A 17827-nucleotide genomic window follows, 5' to 3' on the forward strand; every position below is an offset into this window, starting at 1 on the left:
TATTCAACCCTAGGAGGATTTTTGATCGACCAGAGCAACCATTGAGAATTTCGCTGAAGTGACCACAAAATATGCAGAATTTAAAAATTTTGCTCCTCCCCAAACAGACGAAAACCGTGGCGGTCTTTGTACTGGACGATCAGGCATTTAATCCGAGGTTTGAAAGGTGCGACCCATTCTTTGAAATGGATCGAAGGCCGACGTTCCAAGTTCGTGGCCGGTTGGCGGGGGCTGTCGAGCTCCGGCATGCGACCAATCCAACTCATCGATTTCCGAAGTGAATTTCACTCCCCGATACGAGCATTCGCCCGCGTCGACCACGTCGCTAGTCGAGCTTCAAGGTATCGCGAAGGGCATCCGCCAGATGCGCCGGAGGCGTGCTCAGCAGGTTCCGGACGATCTCGCGGCGCAGGCAGGCTTCCAACGACTTGGGCACCATCTCGCGCCAGAGGCCAACCATGTGCGGGCTCCCGACCAGGACGAGCCCGTCGAAGGCTCCAGCCTGCCGATTGTGTTCGAGATGCTCGAACACTTGACGGAGGAACCCGCGGCTGTCCTCAAGCCGCGCATCCGTGGAGGGCGCAACCGCCGAGCGGCGCCCGGTCCTTGCCGAAGCGAAGCTGCGGGTCGGCCGATCCCGCCAGATGTCCTCCGCGCTGCGTTCGGGCCCGTGAACTACGCTTTCCGCATGAACGGGATGCGAGGAATCGAGAAGATCGTGCATGATCCGGGCTTCGTGCCCATTCAGAACGACGTACCAGAGCTTTGGTTGTTTCATCTGATGCTCCCTCATTGGTGATGGGCCGAAACCGCCCGCGCCAGTTCACCAGCGAGTTGCAGGCTGGTTGCGTGAGCGATGTCGCCGAGGCTGAGCATCCCGACCAGGCGCTTCTTTTCGTCGAGAACGGGCAACCTGCGGATCTGCTTCTGCTCCATCAGATGGATTGCATCCTCAACGGATTCCTCGGTTCTGCAAAAGACAATGCCCGGCGACATGACCTCAATGGCTAGCGTTGTTTCAGGATCGAGCTTCTTTGCCACCACCCGCAGCGCAAGATCACGATCTGTGATCATTCCGACAAGACGACCGTCGCGACCGACTGGGAGCGCTCCGAGATTGTCCTTTGCCATCTGAGAGGCGATCTCCGAGACGGGCGTGTCCGCGCTGACCCATTCCGCCGAGATACGCATGGCTTCACTGACTTTCATGTTCGCTTCCTCCATTGCGGTCAGGCAATCTTCAGGAGCTCCGGCCGGCGCGCATTGATCGGCGTCGTCGAACCCTGCTTGTTGTCGGTCGCAGAAAGACCCGCACAGCCGCGAGCGCCTGACCTTTTGAGCGCAGAAAGCATTGGCTTTGCTCGATTAAGAAAAGAACTTCCGCATTCTGCTCGCTGAAAAACCGGCGCTTCGCTGGACATGGTTCCGGATCTGGATGTTCCACTGCGGAATGTGTCCGAGGGTTGCGGCATCCATGCTCTGAACCCGTCCGGACATCGGCAGGGGATCACCGCGGAATTCGCAGAGGTGCTTTAGACCGGGCACCGGTCGCAGCTGCTTCAGGCGAATGTGCTTTACTGCAAGAGGGATGCAGCAAGGACCTTGTGCAGCTTCGCTCATCGTCGCTTCAACCTGCCCGACGCGGCCTGACTCCGGGCGATCGCACCGGCTTGGCTGCACATACGATTGGATCGTGCTTTTCTCCCGAAATACGGGGGATCTGTCGTGCTTGGCCACGACGAAGCCTGCGCCGTCTACTGTGAACGAACAGAGCCCCTGTCACGAGGCATCCCGCACCTCTTGCGGCGGCGCAATGCGCAGCGCGCGAAGCGCATTCAGGATGACCGCCACGTCAATCACCTCCTGCAGCAGCGCGCCCTCGACCGGCTCGAGGTATCCAAGCGCCGCGGCGATCATGCCGATCACCGACAGCCCGATGCCCGCCACGACACTCTGCAGCGCGATCATCCGCGCCTCGCGCGCGACGGTGAGGCCTGCAACCAACGGATCGATCCTGTCCACCAAAAGGACCACATCGGCCGCCTCTGCCGAGGCAGCGGCGCCTCGGGCGCCCATGGCGATGCCGATATCCGCGGCGGCGAGGGCAGGGGCATCGTTGACGCCGTCGCCGACCATCATGGTGGGGCCGCCCTCGCGTTCGGCCAGAACCAGCGCGACCTTTTCGTCGGGGCTGAGCTCCGCCCGAACCGCGTCGATCCCGAGCCCCGCGGTCACGCGCGCGGCCACCTCCGGGCGGTCCCCCGTTGCAAGCACGATCCGGGCGATCCCTTCCCGGCGCAACCCCTGCAGCGTGGCGCAGACCCCGTCCCGCAGCGGGTCGGCCATCACCAGGTGGCCCGCCGGGGACCCATCCACCGCCACGATCACCGCCCCGGCACCCGGCGCCTCCGGACGGGTGCCGGGCGCCGTCAGTGCGGCATGGACGTAGCTGAAACCCCCGACGCGGACCCGGCGCCCCTCGACGATGCCTTCTGCGCCTTCGCCCGGCGACTCGTGCACCTCCGCCGGGGTCGCAAGCGCCAGCGCCCGGGCCTTGGCGGCGGCGACGATGGCCTGGGCGACGGGATGCTTGGAGACCTGGTCGAGCGAGGCCGCCAGTCGCAGCAGCGCGTCCTCGGTCAGCGCTCCGGCGCTCTCGATCCCGGTGATCCGCGGCCGCCCGTCGGTGAGCGTGCCGGTCTTGTCGAGCACGAGCGTATGCATGCGGGCCATCGCCTCGAGCGCTTTTGCGCCCTTGACGAGCACTCCGAAGTGCGCCGCCCGTGACAAGCCCGCCACCAGCGCCACCGGCACCGCGAGGATGAGCGGGCAGGGGGTGGCGATCACCAGCACGGCCACCGCGCGCACCGGGTCCGACGTGGCCCACCAGGCCACGACGGCGATAGTGACCGCCACCAACATGAACCCTAGCGACCAACGGTCCGCCAGCCGCGCCATCGGGGCCTTCGAGCGTTGCGCCGCCTCGACCAATCGTACGATGCCTGCATAGGTGCTTTCCTCGGCGCGGCGCGTGGCAATGATGTCAAAGGGCTCGCCCGCGTTGGTCGCCCCGCTCAGGGCCTCGCCGCCTACGGCCATGCGCTGCGGCAGCGACTCTCCCGTCAGCGCCGAGGTGTCGAGAAAGGCACCCTCGGACTGGATGGTGCCGTCGACGGGCACCACGTCGCCCTGAGGAATGAGCAGCCGGTCGCCGGGGGCAACCGCGTCGAGCGGCACGCGGTCGATCTGGCCGTCACGATGGCGCAGCGCGAAGCGCGGCACGCGCGAGAGCAGGTCGTGCATCTCCCGCCGCGCCCGGCCCTCGGCGAGGACCTCGAGCATGGTGCCGCCGGAATACATCAGTGCGACGATGCAGGCGGCGAGGCTTTCGCCGAAGAGCAGCGCCGAGGACATGGAAAGCGCGGCCAGCACGTCGAGCCCGACCTCGCCGCGGCGGACACTCCCGACGATCTCGAGCAGCAGCGCGCCAAGGGCGGGCAGGGTGCCGGCAATCCAGGCGCTGCGCGCCAGCGCGGGCTGGCCGAAGAGGTGCAGCAAGACCCCCGCCACGAGGCCCGCCAGCGCCAGCCCGAGCGTCGCGGTCTTCACACGGTCGATACCGAAGATTCCGGATTTTTCCAGCATGGCGTCCCGAGGCTGCGTGCGTCTCGACGCCGAAGAAAGCATGGGAGGGCGGCGTTTGACAGCAGACTTTGGCGCCATGGGTCCGCCTGCGGCACGATGTCCTCGGCGCGCGGCTCGGTGTCGCCGGAGCCGCGCATCTCCGTCCGGAGCCGCGCGCATTGATGCACGTCAACCGGCGCTCCGGCAAAAGCGGGTAGACCTAGGGTGTCGAGGAGAGGACGGCTTCGGGAGGAGGCCATGTCTCAGGGCGAAAAACTCGAAGTCCGGTCGGGTCCGGCGCAGGATGCAAATGCGCCCTGGTCCGAGGTGCCCGGGCTGATCGATGCACCGGGTGGCAGTGTGAACATCGCCTACGAGGCGGTGGATCGCCACGTCCGTCATGGGCACGGCGCGGACACCGCCCTGCTCTGGTTCGGAGCAGAGGGTGCGCGACGCGCGCTCTCCTTTGCCGAACTTGCGGAGCAGACGGCGCGGTTCGCGAACGTCCTGCGCGCGCATGGGCTGGACCGCGGCGACAGCGTCTACGCCTTGATGGGCCGGGTGCCGGAGCTCTACGTCACCGCGCTCGGCACGCTGAAGGCGGGGCTGGTGTTCACGCCACTGTTTTCAGCCTTCGGTCCCGAGCCGATCCGCACACGCATGGAGATCGGTGGCGCAACGGTGCTGGTGACGACCTTGGCGCTCTACCGGCGCAAGATCGCGCCCTGGCGGGACCAGATGGCCTCGCTGCGGCTGGTGTTGATCCTCGGCGACGAGGCGCCCGATGGCTGTGTTGCGCTCGGCCCCGCACTGGCGGCGGCGATGCCCGCGTTCGAGCCGGTTCCGACGGGGCCCGAAGACCCGGCGCTGATCCACTTCACCTCGGGCACCACGGGCCGCCCCAAGGGCGCGGTCCACGTTCACGGCGCGGTGCTCTACCACGCCTTCTCTGGGTGCGTTGCGCTCGATCTGAAGCCCGGCACGATCTACTGGTGCACGGCGGATCCCGGCTGGGTCACCGGCACCTCCTACGGCATCATCGCACCCTTGGTGAACCGGGCGATGATGATCGTCGACGAGGCAGAGTTCGACCTGCAGCGCTGGTATGAAACCGTGCAGCGCGAGAAGGTCGAGGTCTGGTACACCGCCCCCACCGCGATCCGCATGATGATGCGCTCCGGCCAGCAGGTGGCGGCACCCTACGACTTTTCTTCGCTGCGCTTTCTGGCCAGCGTCGGTGAGCCGCTGAACCCCGAGGCGGTGATCTGGTCCGAGGCTGTCTTCGGTCAGCCCTTCCACGACAACTGGTGGCAGACCGAGACCGGCGGCATCATGATCGCCAACCGGCCGGGGATGACGGTGCGGCCCGGCTCCATGGGCACGCCGTTGCCGGGCATCGCGGCGGGCATCGTGCAGCGCGACGGTGACAGGCTGCACGAGCTCGGCGACGGCGAGGTCGGCGAGCTGGCGCTGCGTCCCGGCTGGCCGTCGATGATGCGCGCCTACCTCGGCGAGCAGGCGCGCTATGACAAGTGCTTCGCGGACGGCTGGTACCTCAGCGGCGATCTCGCGATGCGCGATGCCGACGGGTATTTCTGGTTCGTCGGCCGTGCCGACGACCTGATCAAGAGCTCCGGGCATCTGATCGGGCCCTTCGAGGTGGAAAGCGCACTGATCGAACACCCCGCCGTCGCCGAGGCCGGCGTTATCGGCGTTCCCGACGAGACGGCGGGCGAGGTGGTGAAGGCCTATGTGACGCTCAACCCCGGCTACTCGGCTTCGGAGGACCTGGAACGCGCGCTGCGCGGGCATGCCCGGCCGCGGCTCGGGCCGGCGGTGGCCCCGCGCGAGGTGATCTTCCGTACGACCCTGCCCAAGACGCGCTCGGGGAAGATCATGCGCCGGCTGCTCAAGGCGCGCGAGCTGGGCCTGCCCGAGGGCGATATTTCCACGCTGGAGACGGACGAGTCATGAGCCCCTCGGACACCAGCGCGACAAAACCCAGGCTCGACCGGGCGCATGTGCTCTCGCTGCTGCGGCAGATGATCCGGATCCGCAGGTTCGAGGACACCTGCGCCGAGCTCTACACGCAGGAGAAGATACGCGGGTTCCTGCATCTCTATGATGGCGAGGAGGCCGTTGCCGCCGGTGTCATCCCGGCGCTGGAGCCGCGCGACCGGATCGTGGCGACCTACCGCGAGCATGGTCACGCGCTGGTGCGCGGCGTGCCGATGACCGCCGTCATGGCCGAGATGTACGGCAAGGCCGAGGGCTGCTCGGGTGGGCGGGGCGGCTCGATGCATCTCTTCGACGCGGCGCGGAAATTCTACGGCGGCAATGCCATCGTCGGCGGCGGGCTGCCGCTCGCCACCGGGCTGGCGCTGGCCGACCGGATGCAGGACAGCGGTTGCGTCACCGCCTGCTTCTTCGGCGAAGGCGCGGTGGCCGAGGGCGAGTTCCACGAGGCGATGAACCTCGCGGCGCTGTGGCGGCTGCCGGTGCTCTTCGTCTGCGAGAACAACGGCTACGCCATGGGCTCCGCGCTGGCCCGGACCGAGGCGCTGACCGACATTTCGCGCAAGCCGGCGTGTTACGGCATCGAGGCGCGGCAGGTCGACGGCATGGATGTGGTCGCGGTCGAGGTCGCGGCACGCAGCGCCATTGCGAAGGTCCGCGAGACCGGCGCCCCGCAGTTTCTCGAATGCCTGACCTACCGCTTCCGGGCGCATTCCATGTTCGACCCCCAGCTTTACCGCGACAAGGCGGAGGTGGAGCGCTGGCGCCAGCAGGGTCCGATCGTGAAGTTTCGCGGCTGGCTGCTGGAGAACGGGCTGATTCACGAGGCGGAGGTGGCCGAGATCGAGCAGCAGGTCGATGCCGAGATCGCGGATGCCGTGGCCTATGCCGAGGCGGGACACTGGGAGCCGGTCGAGAGTCTGACCGCCCATGTGCTGGGTCCGCCCGCCGCGCCGCCGCCCGCCCCCGCGCCATCCGGAGAACTGGTCGAGACCACCTACCGAGAGGCGCTCCGGCTCGCTCTGCGCGACGCTCTTGAGCGAGACGAACGGGTCTTCCTGATGGGCGAGGATGTGGGGGCCTACGGCGGCTGCTATGCCGTTTCCAAGGGGCTGCTGGAGGAGTTCGGCGAGGACCGCATCCGCGACACCCCTTTGAGCGAGAGCGGCTTCACCGGCGCGGGGATCGGAGCCGCCGCCGCTGGCATGCGGCCCATCGTCGAGCTGATGACGGTGAACTTCTCGCTGCTGGCGCTCGACCAGATCCTCAACTCGGCGGCCACGCTGCGCCACATGTCGGGCGGGCAGTTCGGCGTGCCGTTGGTGATCCGCATGGCCACCGGCGCGGGCAAGCAACTGGCGGCGCAGCATTCGCACAGCCTCGAGGGTTGGTACGCGCATATCCCGGGGCTGAAGGTGCTCGCACCGGCAACGCTGGAGGACGCGCGCGGGATGCTCTGGACCGCTTTGCAGGATCCGGACCCGGTGCTGATCTTCGAGAACGTCATGCTCTACAACCGCAGCGGCAAGATCGACAGCGCCGCGGGCGCGGTGGAGATCGCCTCGGCCGCCATCCGCCGCGCCGGGACGGATCTCAGCCTGATCACCTACGGTGGCTCGCTGTTCAAGGTGCTGGAGGCCGCCGAGGCGCTGGCGGGGGAGGGGATCTCCGCCGAGGTCATCGACCTGCGCAGCCTGCGGCCGCTCGATGAGGCGACGATCATCGCCTCGGTTGCCAGGACCCGCCGGGCGCTGGTGGTCGACGAGGGCTGGCGCAGCGGCGGGCTGGCGGCGGAAGTCTCGGCGCGGATCATGGAGCAGGCGTTCTGGACGCTCGACGCGCCGGTCCGCCGCGTCTGCTCGGCAGAGGTGCCGATCCCCTATGCCCGTCACCTTGAGCAGGCGGCGATCCCGCAGGTGTCTGCGATCGTCGCGGCAGTCCGCGCGCTGCTGGGGGGTGGCTGATGGCGGGGGGCGGCTGATGGGTCTCTTCACCATGCCGTCACTCGGCTCCGACATGGAGGCCGGCACATTGGCCGAATGGCTGGTGAAGCCGGGCGACAACGTGTCCCGCGGCGACGTCGTGGCGGTGGTCGAAACCCAGAAGGGCGCGATCGAGATCGAGTGCTTCGAGGCGGGCATCGTCGAAGAGCTGCGCGCCGAGATCGGAACAGAGGTGCCGGTCGGCGCGCCGCTCGCGCTGATCCTCGCGCCGGGCGAAGAGCCTCCCGCCGCAAGCGCCCCCGAGCCGCCGCAGCCACACCGCCCGGTTGCGCAGCCCGTGTCCTCCCCGCCGCCGCAGGGATCGGGCAGCCCTGCGGCTTCGCCGGCGGCGCGGGTGCGGGCCCGCGAGCTTGGCATCGAACTCTCTGGGCTGACCGGCAGCGGACCGGGGGGGTGCAATCCTTCTCGCGGATGTCGCCCCGCCCGCTCCGATCGCCCCGCCCGGCCCTGTCGCGGCGAAACCGGGACCGCGGGTCGCCGCCCAGACCGAGATGCGCCGGGCAATCGCCGCGGCGATGACCCGTGCCAAACGCGAGATTCCGCATTTCTACCTCTCGTCCACCATGGACGTGCAGCCCGCGCGGGACTGGCTCGATGCCCGCAACGCGGGGCGGCCACCGGACGGGCGGCTTCTGCTCGGAGCGCTCTTTGTCCGCGCGGTGGTGCTTGCCGCTCAGGCGGTTCCGGTGATGAACGGTCACTATCGCGACGATGCCTTTCTCCCGGCCTCCGGGGTGAACGTCGGCGTGGCGGTCGCGCTGCGCGGTGGCGGGCTGGTTGCCCCGGCGCTGATCGGCGCGGACAGGATGGACCTTGCCGGCACGATGGCCGGGATGCGGGACCTCGTGATGCGCGCCCGCGCCGGGCGGCTGCGCGGCTCGGAGATGAGCGAGGGCACGATCACCGTCTCGAGCCTCGGCGAGACCGGGGCGGAGGCGATGGCCGGGGTCATCTTTCCACCGCAAGTGGCGCTGGTCGGTATCGGTGCGCCGCAGCTCCGGCCCTGGGTGGTGGCCGGAGCGATCGTTCCGCGCCAGGTCGTGACGGTGACCGTCTCGGCCGATCACCGGGTCAGCGACGGTCGGCTGGCGGCGCGCTTTCTTGCCGCCTTCGCACAGCAGATCGCAACGCCGGAGGACCTATGACAGAGACAGACATGCGCCGCACCTTCATCGACGCGCTGGTCGGCGTGGCGCCCGACATCGACCCGGAAAGCCTGGGCGAGGGCGATCACATCCAGCGCGATCTCGGGCTCGACTCGATGGACGTGCTGAACCTGGTGGCGGCGCTGCACGACCGGCTCGGGATCGACATCCCCGAGGCCGACTACCCGCAGATCGCCACGCTGGCCCTGGCGGTTCCCTACCTGCAGGCGGCAGGCGCCTCGGGGCAGGGATGATCTCAGCGTCGGGAGAGGGGGGAGGCGTGGGCGGATGATCACGGTTCGGGTGAACGGACGGCGCGTCACGGTCGAGGAGGGCGCGACCCTGCTCGACGCGGCGCGGGCGGCGGGGGTGCACATCCCGACGCTGTGTCATCACCCCGGCCTGCCCGCCCATGCCGCCTGCCGCATGTGCCTTGTCGAGGTCTCGGGCGCGCACGACCCGCAACCGGCCTGCCGCACCCAAGCCAGGGACGGCACCCGGATCGAAACCGACACCGACGCCCTGCAGGCCTTTCGGCGGGCGGACGCGCAATGGCTGCTCGCGCGCCATCCGAACGATTGCATGCGCTGCGAACTCGATGGCGCCTGCCAGCTCCAGACCCTCGTGCGGGAAAACCAGTGGGAGGATCTCTGGCCGAAGCTTCCCGCCGGTCCGGTTGGCACGGCCGATGTGCTTTTGGATGACCATACGTCGCCGAGCATCTGGCGAGACCTGTCGAAATGCATCGAATGCGGGCTCTGTGCGGATGTCTGCGGCGAGTCCGTGCAGGAGCAGTTCATCATCGGCTTTGCCGGTCGGGGGTTCGACCGCCGGCCCGTCACCGTCTTCGACGCGCCCCTTGGAGAGACGAAGTGCATCTCCTGCGGCCAGTGCACGCTTGTCTGCCCGGTCGCTGCGCTGATCGAGACCCCGCACTGGCACGAGGTGCTGCAGACGCTCGACGCGCATCGCCGCGTCTCCGTGGTGCAGGTCGCCCCGGCGACGCGGGTCGCCATCAGCGAGGAGTTCGGCCTGACGCCGGGCACAGTGAGCACCGGACGCCTGATCAACGCGTTGCGGCAGCTCGGGTTCGACTACGTCTTCGACACCAACTTCGCCGCCGACCTGACGATCATGGAGGAAGGCTCCGAGCTTCTGTCGCGACTGGAGGCCGGGACGGGGCTGCCGCTGTTCACCTCCTGCTGCCCCGGCTGGGTCAATTGGGTCGAGCTCAACCGTCCCGATCTCCTGCCCCATCTGAGCACGACCAAATCGCCGCAGCAGATGCACGGCGTGATTGCCAAGCGCAGCGGCTTCGTGCGGTCCCTCGGTGCCGATTTCGCCGCGGGTCGGGCGGAACCTTATGTCGTCAGCGTGATGCCCTGCACCGCCAAGAAGGACGAGGCCCGCCGCCCCGGCCAGTCGGGCGACGTGGACCACGTGCTCACGACACGGGAACTGGCCCGGATGATCCGCTCGCGGGGTATTCCCTTCGCCGCGCTCCCCGACGACGGGCAGTTCGACAGCCCGCTGGGAGAGAGCACCGGCGCGGCGCAGACCTTCGGCGCCTCCGGGGGCGTCATGGAAGCCATGGTGCGCACCGTCGCGCATCTCAAGGGCGCGGACCATGACCTTCCCTTGGAGTGGGAGGCGCTGCGCGGGGTCGGGCGGGGCATCAAGACCGCGACCATACCCGGTGTCGGCACGGTCGCGGTGTGCAACGGCATCGCCACGGCTCAACGCATGCTCGAGGGAGAGGGCTGGCGGCGCGATTACGTCGCCGTCGAGGTCATGGCCTGCGTCGGGGGCTGCCTCGGCGGCGGCGGTGAGCCAAAGTCGATGGACCCGCAAATACTCCGCAAACGCGCTGCGGCCATCTATGCCATCGATGCGAACGCACCGCGCCGCAGGTCCTACGAGAACGGGGATGTCCAGGCGCTCTATGCATCGGAGCTTCAGTCACCGAATTCCCCGGCGGCGCATCTTTTGCTTCACACCCACTATGCCGCGCGACACTCGCGACGAGCGCTTCTGATGCGGTTCCTTGACTGTGTCGACCGCCGGGACGGGGCGGCGGCCGCGCAGCTTTTCCACCCGGAAGCGGTCTGGTCGACCGCCTCGGCCTACGGCGAGATCAAAGGCGCGGACCAGATCGGGTCGTTCATCAGCCGCACGTTGCCGCCAAGAAGATATGGCTCGGAGTTTGTACGGCATCGGATGGAGACCGCCGCAAGCGTCGACGATCTCACGGTTCTCGCCCCGGACGGCAGCCGCAGCAGGTTCCATTTGGACCTTCAGACCATCGAGCGCGACGGGGGTCCGAGAACGGTCATCTTAAGGCTCGCACGCGCAACCCTCTGAGGCCTGCAAACCAGGGGCGGGGTTCGATACCGCAGTCGCGAGCGATCGATTTTCTTTCAAAAGCATGCGTGGACGAGGCGAGGCACCCCGTGCTGGCAGCGCCGCTGCATCGCACCGTGTCATAGCGCGAAGACCGGGAATGCGCGCACGCAAACAGGCGCTTGTGACACATCGGTCCGCTTCGCTTCAGGGTCTTTCGGCGACGATGATGACCGTCAAGATGGCGGCGCAGGTTCCATGCGAGACTCCCCTGCCAGTCCCTCTGCGGCGCGTTTCTCGATATGCGGGCCCGTCCGGGACGTCAGCTTCGGTCGGGAGGATCCTGCGATGGTTCAGCAGAGGGAGCGTTTCGTCGATCGCGCAGACGCCGGGCGCAAGCTCGGCGCCCGTCTTGCGTCGATGGCATTGCAGCAGCCGATTGTCTACGCCTTGCCGCGCGGCGGTGTGCCTGTCGCGCTGGAGGTCGCGCGGGCGTTGAAGGCGCCGCTCGATCTGATCTTCGTGCGCAAGATCGGTGCGCCGGGCGCACCCGAGGTCGCGCTGGGAGCCATCGTCGACGGCGTGGCGCCGCAGATGGTGATCAACGAAGAGGTCATGCGCAGCTCGGGCAATGATGCCGACTACCTGGAAAAGGCGCGGGCGCGGGAACTCGTGGAACTCGAGCGGCGCCGCGCGCGCTACCTCGGCGGCCGGCCACAGATTTCGGCGGCGGACCGGACGGCGGTGATCGTCGACGACGGGCTGGCCACCGGCGCCACCATGAAGGCGGCGATCATCGGCCTGCGCCGCCAAGGCGCGCGCAACATCTGCGTTGCGGTGCCCGTGGCACCAGCCGCGGTGGCGCAGGAGTTTTCCGTGCTGGCCGACACGGTCGTTTGCCTGAACCCCGCGCAGCGCTTTTTCGGCGTCGGCGGTTTTTATGATGATTTCCACCAGCTCAGCGACGAAGAGACCGTCGGCCTTCTGCGTCAGGCATGGGCAGAGGACGCGCAGCCGCATCGCGCGCCATCGCGCCGCAGCGTCGCGGTGCCGCCGCTGGCTCTCGCCGGTGAGCTGGTGGTGCCCGCGGATCCGCGCGGGCTGATCATCTTCGCCCATGGCAGCGGCTCAAGCCGGCTCAGCCCGCGCAACCGTGCCGTGGCCGATGTGCTGAACGAGCGGGGCTTTGCCACGCTGCTCTTTGACCTGCTGACCCCTCAGGAGGCGCAGGACCGGCGCAACGTCTTTGACATTCCGCTTCTGGCCGAACGGATCGTAGAAACGGTGGGCTACGTGGCGGGCGAGCCCGATGTCGCCGATCTTCCGATCGGTCTCTTCGGGGCGAGCACGGGGGCAGGGGCTGCGCTCGTCGCCACGGCGGAACTTGGCGGACACGTCGGCGCGGTCGTCTCGCGCGGGGGCAGGCCCGACCTTGCCGGAGCGCATTTGGCGCAGGTGACTGCGCCGACGCTGCTGATCGTCGGAGGCCATGACGAACACGTTCTGACCCTGAACCGGCAGGCGCTCTTCGCCCTCGAAAGCGAGAAAATGCTGAAGGTCGTGCCCGGCGCGAGCCATCTTTTCGAGGAGCCGGGTGCGCTTGAGATGGCGACCGAACTCGCCTGCAACTGGTTCGAGCACTACCTGCAGGTCCTTCCCGACACGGTGCGGGCAGAGCCCGAACGGCATCTTCAGGGGCCTGCCGAGATCGTCACCGCCCTGCGCAGCGCCGTGATCCCCTTGCCCAGGCCCGAGCAGCCGTCCTTCGGTGCCGCCTTCGATGACTACGGCAGCGCACGGATTGTCCTGCTGGGAGAGGCTTCGCATGGAACCTCGGAATTCTACCGGGCGCGCGCGGCGATCACCATGCGCCTCGTCGAGCGGCACGGTTTTACCCTTGTGGCCGCCGAGGCCGATTGGCCCGATGCGGCGATGATCGACCGCTACATCCGCAGCAGGCCCGGCGCTTCGCCGCGGCGGCTGCCGTTCTCGCGCTTTCCGACGTGGATGTGGCGCAATCGCGAGTTCGACGATTTCGTCGCCAGCCTGCGCGACCACAATGCCAAGGTGGAACCTGACGAACAGGTGCGATTCCACGGGCTCGACCTTTACAGCATGACAGCCTCGATCGCTGCGGTGCTGGAGTATCTCGACCGGGTCGATCCGGCGGCGGCGCGGGAGGCCCGGCAGCGCTATGGCTGTATCGACCCTTGGTCGCAGGAGCTGGCCGCCTATGGCCGTGCCTCGCTCAGTCGCGGCTATGCTCTCTGCGAGGCGCCGGTGATGCGCACACTGCTCGATCTGCTGCAGAGCGAGCTGCTCTACGCCGCCCGCGATGGGGACGAGTTTTTCGACGCGGTGCAGAACGCGCGGCTCGTCGCCAATGCAGAGCGCTACTACCGGGTGATGTACTACGGCTCGCATGAATCCTGGAACCTGCGCGACGGCCATATGTTCGAGACGCTCAAGCATGTGCTGGACCGCGGCGGCCCCGACGCCAAGGCCGTCGTCTGGGCGCATAATTCCCACATCGGCGATGCGCGCTTCACCGACATGGGCAGCGCGCGAGGCGAATTGAACATCGGGCAGCTTTGTCGCGAGGAGTTCGGCAGACAAGCGGTGCTCATCGGCTTCGGGACCCATAGCGGGACGGTGGCCGCCGCTTCGGAATGGGATGCACCGATGGAAGTGAAGACCGTGCGCCCCTCGCGGCCCGACAGCTACGAGGCGCTCTGCCATGGCGTCGGGGAAAAGCGGTTCCTGCTCGACATGGGGCAGGACATGGACCCGGCGCTGCGCCGCGCGCTCCGCGACCCCCGGCTCGAGCGCTATATCGGCGTCATCTATCGCCCCGAAACCGAGCGCTGGAGCCATTACTCCCACGCCACGCTGCCTGACCAATATGACGCTTTGGTCTGGTTTGACGAGACCCGCGCCGTCACCCCCGTGCCGACGCGCGTGGTCGCGGGGGAGGATGAGACCTACCCCTTCGGGCTCTGAACCGGGCGGCAGGTTGCCCGATCACCGAAGGGCCCGGAAGGCCACGTGGATTTAGGCGATTTTGAACAGATCATTGGAGGGAAGGGTCATGGCGACGCAACTCAAGGTGGTATCGGTCGATCTGGTTTCCACAGACAGCGACGGGGTGCAGGGCGATAAGGCAAGCAGCCAAGGGCATCTGAGCGCGGACGGCACATGGCTCGTCTTCCAGAGCTCGTCGAAGCTGGTGCCCGAAGACGTCAACACATATGGCGACGTCTACCTCAAGAACCTGACGACCGGTGTCGTGGAACGGCTCACCGTCGATCCCAGCGTCGCCGCCACGGAAGAAGGCGGCTGGAACCCGGCGATTTCCGCCGATGGCACACGGGTCGCTTTCGGCGTCACATACCTCTACCCGCCGGGCAGTACGTTCTTCGCGGAAGAGGCGGTGGCCTTCAAGGACCTCCTGACCGGAGAGGACATGCTCGTTTCGTCAGATGCTCAGGGCATGGTCGCGCAGGGTACCGGTTTTGGCGCGCAGCTTTCGCCGGACGGAACGCAGGTCGCCTTTCTCAGCGACGCAAAAAATCTTGTGCCGGGCGTCGACTTCACGGGATACGGGGTCTTTCTCAAGGATATCGCCAGCGGCGCGGTGTCCCTGATCTCGAGCAGTGCCGAGGGAGAGGGGGCCAATGGCTCCAGCGCTGACTCTTCCTTCTCTCCCGATGGAGCGACCGTCGCCTTCTTTAGTCGCGGTGACAATCTTATCGAAGACGATGGCAACGGCGTGGGAGATGTCTTCATCAAGGACTTCGCCACCGGCACGGTGACGCGCGTTTCAGTGGCTTCGGACGGCACAGAGGGCAACGGCGAAAGCTCCGGCGGTGCCTTCTCGGCAGATGGCACGAAGCTCCTCTTCGCAAGCCGGGCGACCAATCTCGTGGCGCATGATGGTAACGGCTCGCAGGACCTTTTCATCAAGGACCTGATCACCGGCGCGGTCGAGATGGTCACCACCGACAATTCCGGCAACCAATGGATCGGTGACAGCTACGGCGGCGTGTTCTCGCCCGATGGCACGAAGATCGCCTTTTTCAACGACACCACCAGCCTCTCGGTGCGCGACAGCAACGGCGAATGGGATATCTTCGTCAAGGACCTGATCACCGGGACGGTGACGGCGGTCTCGACGAATGTCGCGGGCGAGATCGGAGACGGCATCAGCTTCTGGCATGAGTTTCTGCCGGACGGCTCGGGGATCGTCTTTACCAGCGCCGCTTCCAACCTCGTGGCGGACGACACGAATGGCGGCTGGGACGTGTTCATCTCCACCTTCGAGGAACAGGAGCTTGGCGAGATCGTGCAATGGTCCGAAGCCGAAGGCGGCAATGGGCACTGGTACCAATATGTCGAAGGGCCGCTGACACGGGCCGAGGCGAAAGCCGAGGCGGAGAGCCGCAGCCATCTCGGTCTGCCCGGCTATCTCGCCACGATCACTTCGGCCGAGGAGAATGACTTCATCCTCGCGATGACCCCGCCGAACGTCTGGGCCGGTGGCACCGACGAACGCGCCGAGGGCGTCTGGGAATGGGCGACCGGACCCGAAGCCGGGGACGTCTTCTGGACACGCTCTTCCGGGGCTTTGGGCTATGCCGACTGGGGCGGATACGAGCCGAACAACGCGTGGTCCGAGCCGCCGGGCGAGGACTACCTGACGGCACACTCTCTCTACGCCACCGGCACATGGGCCGACAGCGGCGTCCCGCCGAACCCGAACCAGGCATTCGGCTATGTCGTCGAGTACAGCGATCTCACACGTCCGCCCGCCCAGATCGGCCTTGGGCGCACGGAGGCAGAGGCTATCGACATCGACAGCGGCTTCAGGGTGCAGCGCAATCCCTGGGCCTCGGAGGACGCTTTCCTGCAGGTCGCGGGCCGCGGTGAGGCGGTGGCGTCGGGCGGTTTCTCGGGCGCGGCCGGTGTCTACACCATCATCGTCGGATATTTCGACGAGGCGGACGGGGCGAGCAGCCTGCGCTTTGAGGTGAATGGCGAGACGCTCGACGCATGGGTCTGGGATGCCGATCCCGCGGGGAATACCGTCACCGGGGCCGCCGCGTCAAAGCGGGTGATCCCCTTTGTCACGCTCGAAACGGGCGACATGCTGACACTGGCGGGCACAGCGGATGGCGGAGAGCCGCTGCGCACCGACTACATCGACATCCGGCCTGCGCCCGCCGCCACCGCGCCTTTCAACGTCGAGGCCGAAACGCTGGAGATCACCAAGGATTTTCAGATCTTCACGAACCCACATGCCTCCGGCGACGCATATCTGCAGGCCGGCGGCGGGCCCGATCAGCGCGCGCTCTACGATTTCGACGGCGCGGCGGGACTCTACGATCTGACCATCGGCTATTTCGACGAAAGCGACGGTGTCAGTCGGATGAGCGTGTGGCTCAACGGCGCGGAGGTGGACAGCTGGCTGTGGGATGGCGATTTCGGCGATGCCATCGTCACCCCGGCCGGCGCGGCGCAGCATACGCTATTTGCCCTCGATCTCGCCCCCGGTGACAGGATCGAACTGATCGGGCGGCCCGATGGCGGCGAGCCGCTGCGGACGGACTACCTGCATTTCGACCCGCTGAGGCTCGCCCTCGGCGCGGAGGCGTTCCTGTTCACCTGAGACCGGCCGGTTCTAGTGCCCGGTACCTGCCCGCTGGCCTGAGCGCGAACGTATCATTTCGCAGAGGGTGGGGCAGAGGGTCTCGTGCCAGAGCCGACCGTGGAACAGGCCAAAATGGCCGCAGCCGGGCAGGATGATCGTGTGATGTTGCTCGGATGGCAGACCTGGGCAGAGAGCATGGGCGGCGCTTGTCTGGCCCGGCGCCGCGATCTCGTCCTCGGCACCTTCCACCGTGATGAGCAGCGTGTGCCGCAGCGCCGCGGGCTCGACGGGCCGCCCGCAGAACGTGAGCGTGCCCTGGGCGATATCCCGCGACAGGAAGACGTGACCGATATTCTCGGTGAAGAGACGGGCATCAAGATCCATCACCGCGCAATAGAGGTCGCGGAAAGGAAACCGCAGCGGATCAGCACCGTCATCCTCGCGCATCTTGCGGACCAGTTCGGTTTCGATGTCGGCCTCAAGCGATCTCTTGAGATATTGTGTCAGTGCCTCGAGCTGTGTCTCGGCCGCATAGACCCAACGTCGCTGGCCCTCGTGCCCTGCCTGTAGCCGTGACAGTGGGACGATGCGATACCACGAAGGGGGCTTGTTGCGGATGAGAGTCACCAGCGGCGTCGGGTTGGCCAGCGGATCGACCGGTGCGGCGAGCAACACGAGCCCGGCGGGCTCAGATCCGGGGAGGCGGGCGGCGAGGTCGGCGGTGGCGGCAAGGGCCGGAACGCCGCCCTGACAGAGCGCGAGGACATTCGCGCCCGGACCAATCTGCAGGATGGCCTGGGCGATTGCGCCAATGTTGGCATCGAAGCCGAAACGGCCGCATGCGACATCCACGTGGCGAACGTTCGCCCAGTCCAGCACCGCGACGCGCATGCCGTGCGCCAGCAAGCCAAGTACGACGTCGCGCAGAAGCACCGGCAGATGACCCGAGAGCGGCGGCACAACCAGCACCCTTGGCGCAGGGGTGGTCAGACCCGCAGGCTCGAACAGCCGCAGGGCGTAGAACGGAGTAAGGCGCAGGGTCCTTTCTGTGA

Annotated in this window: 11 protein-coding genes and 1 pseudogene; 8 read left to right on the forward strand and 4 right to left on the reverse strand. The window is 67.2% G+C overall.

Features of this window, described 5'->3' with window-relative positions; genetic code table 11:
* Window positions 1-325 precede the first annotated feature (325 nt).
* The 3 genes from IQ782_RS18155 to IQ782_RS18165 all read right to left on the reverse strand — a co-directional run bounded on the left by IQ782_RS18155 (window position 326) and on the right by IQ782_RS18165 (window position 3645).
* A complete protein-coding gene (locus tag IQ782_RS18155) occupies window positions 326-793 on the reverse strand; it encodes a host attachment protein (protein WP_338092608.1) in 468 nt (155 codons plus the stop codon).
* Window positions 790-1209, reverse strand: coding sequence for a CBS domain-containing protein (locus tag IQ782_RS18160; RefSeq protein WP_194136085.1), 420 nt, complete (start codon window positions 1207-1209; stop codon window positions 790-792). The genes IQ782_RS18155 and IQ782_RS18160 overlap by 4 nt, the downstream gene beginning before the upstream one ends.
* A 570-nt stretch (window positions 1210-1779) precedes the next feature.
* On the reverse strand, window positions 1780-3645 hold the full coding sequence (locus tag IQ782_RS18165; protein ID WP_194136086.1) for a heavy metal translocating P-type ATPase: 1866 nt from the start codon (window positions 3643-3645) through the stop codon (window positions 1780-1782).
* A 237-nt stretch (window positions 3646-3882) separates the two neighbouring features.
* On the opposite strand from IQ782_RS18165, the gene acsA reads away from it, so the two are divergent.
* The 8 genes and pseudogenes from acsA to IQ782_RS18200 all read left to right on the forward strand — a co-directional run bounded on the left by acsA (window position 3883) and on the right by IQ782_RS18200 (window position 16793).
* Window positions 3883-5598, forward strand: a complete 1716-nt coding sequence (gene acsA, locus IQ782_RS18170; RefSeq protein ID WP_194136087.1) for an acetate--CoA ligase — start codon at window positions 3883-3885, stop codon at window positions 5596-5598.
* Window positions 5595-7604 (forward strand): pyruvate dehydrogenase (acetyl-transferring) E1 component subunit alpha, encoded by a 2010-nt coding sequence (gene pdhA, locus IQ782_RS18175; RefSeq protein WP_194136088.1) that lies wholly within the window; start codon window positions 5595-5597, stop codon window positions 7602-7604. The genes acsA and pdhA overlap by 4 nt, the downstream gene beginning before the upstream one ends.
* A 52-nt stretch (window positions 7605-7656) precedes the next feature.
* Window positions 7657-8001 (forward strand): annotated as a pseudogene (locus IQ782_RS29835) (biotin/lipoyl-containing protein); the annotation flags it as partial.
* A 133-nt stretch (window positions 8002-8134) separates the two neighbouring features.
* On the forward strand, window positions 8135-8788 hold the full coding sequence (locus IQ782_RS29840; RefSeq protein ID WP_240989385.1) for a 2-oxo acid dehydrogenase subunit E2: 654 nt from the start codon (window positions 8135-8137) through the stop codon (window positions 8786-8788).
* Window positions 8785-9042: an acyl carrier protein gene (locus tag IQ782_RS18185; RefSeq protein WP_194136089.1), complete on the forward strand. Its 258-nt coding sequence runs from the start codon at window positions 8785-8787 to the stop codon at window positions 9040-9042. The genes IQ782_RS29840 and IQ782_RS18185 overlap by 4 nt, the downstream gene beginning before the upstream one ends.
* A 34-nt stretch (window positions 9043-9076) precedes the next feature.
* The gene (locus IQ782_RS18190) at window positions 9077-11149 is read left to right on the forward strand and encodes a [FeFe] hydrogenase, group A (RefSeq protein ID WP_194136090.1); all 2073 of its coding nucleotides are present in this window, start codon (window positions 9077-9079) and stop codon (window positions 11147-11149) included.
* A 327-nt stretch (window positions 11150-11476) separates the two neighbouring features.
* Complete coding sequence (locus IQ782_RS18195) at window positions 11477-14128, forward strand: alpha/beta family hydrolase (RefSeq protein WP_194136091.1); 2652 nt, start codon at window positions 11477-11479, stop codon at window positions 14126-14128.
* Window positions 14129-14216: 88 nt separating this feature from the next.
* Window positions 14217-16793, forward strand: coding sequence for a PD40 domain-containing protein (locus IQ782_RS18200; RefSeq protein WP_194136092.1), 2577 nt, complete (start codon window positions 14217-14219; stop codon window positions 16791-16793).
* A gap of 12 nt (window positions 16794-16805) precedes the next feature.
* Here IQ782_RS18200 and IQ782_RS18205 read toward each other — a convergent pair whose 3' ends face one another.
* A complete protein-coding gene (locus tag IQ782_RS18205) occupies window positions 16806-17735 on the reverse strand; it encodes a polyhydroxyalkanoate depolymerase (protein ID WP_194136093.1) in 930 nt (309 codons plus the stop codon).
* Window positions 17736-17827: the final 92 nt, after the last annotated feature.

It is taken from the genome of Salipiger mangrovisoli (assembly GCF_015223355.1).
GTDB classification, from domain to species: Bacteria; Pseudomonadota; Alphaproteobacteria; order Rhodobacterales; family Rhodobacteraceae; genus Salipiger; species Salipiger mangrovisoli.

Bases quoted from the DNA above. Each gene is read 5' to 3' on its own strand.
- IQ782_RS18165 (WP_194136086.1), bottom strand. From the start codon at position 3,645: ATGCTGGAAAAATCCGGAATCTTCGGTATCGACCGTGTGAAGACCGCG.
- IQ782_RS18160 (WP_194136085.1), bottom strand. From the start codon at position 1,209: ATGAAAGTCAGTGAAGCCATGCGTATCTCGGCGGAATGGGTCAGCGCG.
- IQ782_RS18190 (WP_194136090.1), top strand. From the start codon at position 9,077: ATGATCACGGTTCGGGTGAACGGACGGCGCGTCACGGTCGAGGAGGGC.
- IQ782_RS18200 (WP_194136092.1), top strand. From the start codon at position 14,217: ATGGCGACGCAACTCAAGGTGGTATCGGTCGATCTGGTTTCCACAGAC.
- IQ782_RS18155 (WP_338092608.1), bottom strand. From the start codon at position 793: ATGAGGGAGCATCAGATGAAACAACCAAAGCTCTGGTACGTCGTTCTG.
- pdhA (WP_194136088.1), top strand. From the start codon at position 5,595: ATGAGCCCCTCGGACACCAGCGCGACAAAACCCAGGCTCGACCGGGCG.
- IQ782_RS18185 (WP_194136089.1), top strand. From the start codon at position 8,785: ATGACAGAGACAGACATGCGCCGCACCTTCATCGACGCGCTGGTCGGC.
- acsA (WP_194136087.1), top strand. From the start codon at position 3,883: ATGTCTCAGGGCGAAAAACTCGAAGTCCGGTCGGGTCCGGCGCAGGAT.
- IQ782_RS18195 (WP_194136091.1), top strand. From the start codon at position 11,477: ATGGTTCAGCAGAGGGAGCGTTTCGTCGATCGCGCAGACGCCGGGCGC.
- IQ782_RS29840 (WP_240989385.1), top strand. From the start codon at position 8,135: ATGCGCCGGGCAATCGCCGCGGCGATGACCCGTGCCAAACGCGAGATT.